This is a genomic window from Pantoea sp. B65 (genome assembly GCF_047308185.1).
In the GTDB taxonomy this organism is placed as follows: Bacteria; Pseudomonadota; Gammaproteobacteria; order Enterobacterales; family Enterobacteriaceae; genus Erwinia.
Map to the genome: position 1 here is coordinate 1 of NZ_JAHXPU010000046.1, position 1,591 is coordinate 1,591.

Below are 1,591 nucleotides of genomic sequence, written 5' to 3' on the forward strand. Positions count from 1 at the left end.
TTTTAATTGAAGAGTTTGATCATGGCTCAGATTGAACGCTGGCGGCAGGCCTAACACATGCAAGTCGAGCGGCAGCGGNAAGTAGCTTGCTACTTTGCCGGCGAGCGGCGGACGGGTGAGTAATGTCTGGGGATCTGCCCGATGGAGGGGGATAACTACTGGAAACGGTAGCTAATACCGCATAACGTCGCAAGACCAAAGTGGGGGACCTTCGGGCCTCACACCATCGGATGAACCCAGATGGGATTAGCTAGTAGGTGGGGTAACGGCTCACCTAGGCGACGATCCCTAGCTGGTCTGAGAGGATGACCAGCCACACTGGAACTGAGACACGGTCCAGACTCCTACGGGAGGCAGCAGTGGGGAATATTGCACAATGGGCGCAAGCCTGATGCAGCCATGCCGCGTGTATGAAGAAGGCCTTCGGGTTGTAAAGTACTTTCAGCGGGGAGGAAGGGATGAAGCTTAATACGCTTCGTCATTGACGTTACCCGCAGAAGAAGCACCGGCTAACTCCGTGCCAGCAGCCGCGGTAATACGGAGGGTGCAAGCGTTAATCGGAATTACTGGGCGTAAAGCGCACGCAGGCGGTCTGTTAAGTCAGATGTGAAATCCCCGGGCTCAACCTGGGAACTGCATTTGAAACTGGCAGGCTAGAGTCTTGTAGAGGGGGGTAGAATTCCAGGTGTAGCGGTGAAATGCGTAGAGATCTGGAGGAATACCGGTGGCGAAGGCGGCCCCCTGGACAAAGACTGACGCTCAGGTGCGAAAGCGTGGGGAGCAAACAGGATTAGATACCCTGGTAGTCCACGCTGTAAACGATGTCGACTTGGAGGTTGTGCCCTTGAGGCGTGGCTTCCGGAGCTAACGCGTTAAGTCGACCGCCTGGGGAGTACGGCCGCAAGGTTAAAACTCAAATGAATTGACGGGGGCCCGCACAAGCGGTGGAGCATGTGGTTTAATTCGATGCAACGCGAAGAACCTTACCTGGCCTTGACATCCACGGAATTCGGCAGAGATGCCTTAGTGCCTTCGGGAACCGTGAGACAGGTGCTGCATGGCTGTCGTCAGCTCGTGTTGTGAAATGTTGGGTTAAGTCCCGCAACGAGCGCAACCCTTATCCTTTGTTGCCAGCGAGTAATGTCGGGAACTCAAAGGAGACTGCCGGTGACAAACCGGAGGAAGGTGGGGATGACGTCAAGTCATCATGGCCCTTACGGCCAGGGCTACACACGTGCTACAATGGCGCATACAAAGAGAAGCGAACTCGCGAGAGCAAGCGGACCTCATAAAGTGCGTCGTAGTCCGGATCGGAGTCTGCAACTCGACTCCGTGAAGTCGGAATCGCTAGTAATCGTAGATCAGAATGCTACGGTGAATACGTTCCCGGGCCTTGTACACACCGCCCGTCACACCATGGGAGTGGGTTGCAAAAGAAGTAGGTAGCTTAACCTTCGGGAGGGCGCTTACCACTTTGTGATTCATGACTGGGGTGAAGTCGTAACAAGGTAACCGTAGGGGAACCTGCGGTTGGATCACCTCCTTACCTATGTGAAGATATCCCGCGCAGTGCCCACACAGATTGTCTGAT

The 1,591-nt window shown here is 54.8% G+C and carries 1 rRNA gene; it reads left to right on the forward strand.

Features of this window, described 5'->3' with window-relative positions:
* Positions 1–3 precede the first annotated feature (3 nt).
* Positions 4–1,546, forward strand: a 16S ribosomal RNA gene (locus JWF83_RS26735).
* Positions 1,547–1,591: the final 45 nt, after the last annotated feature.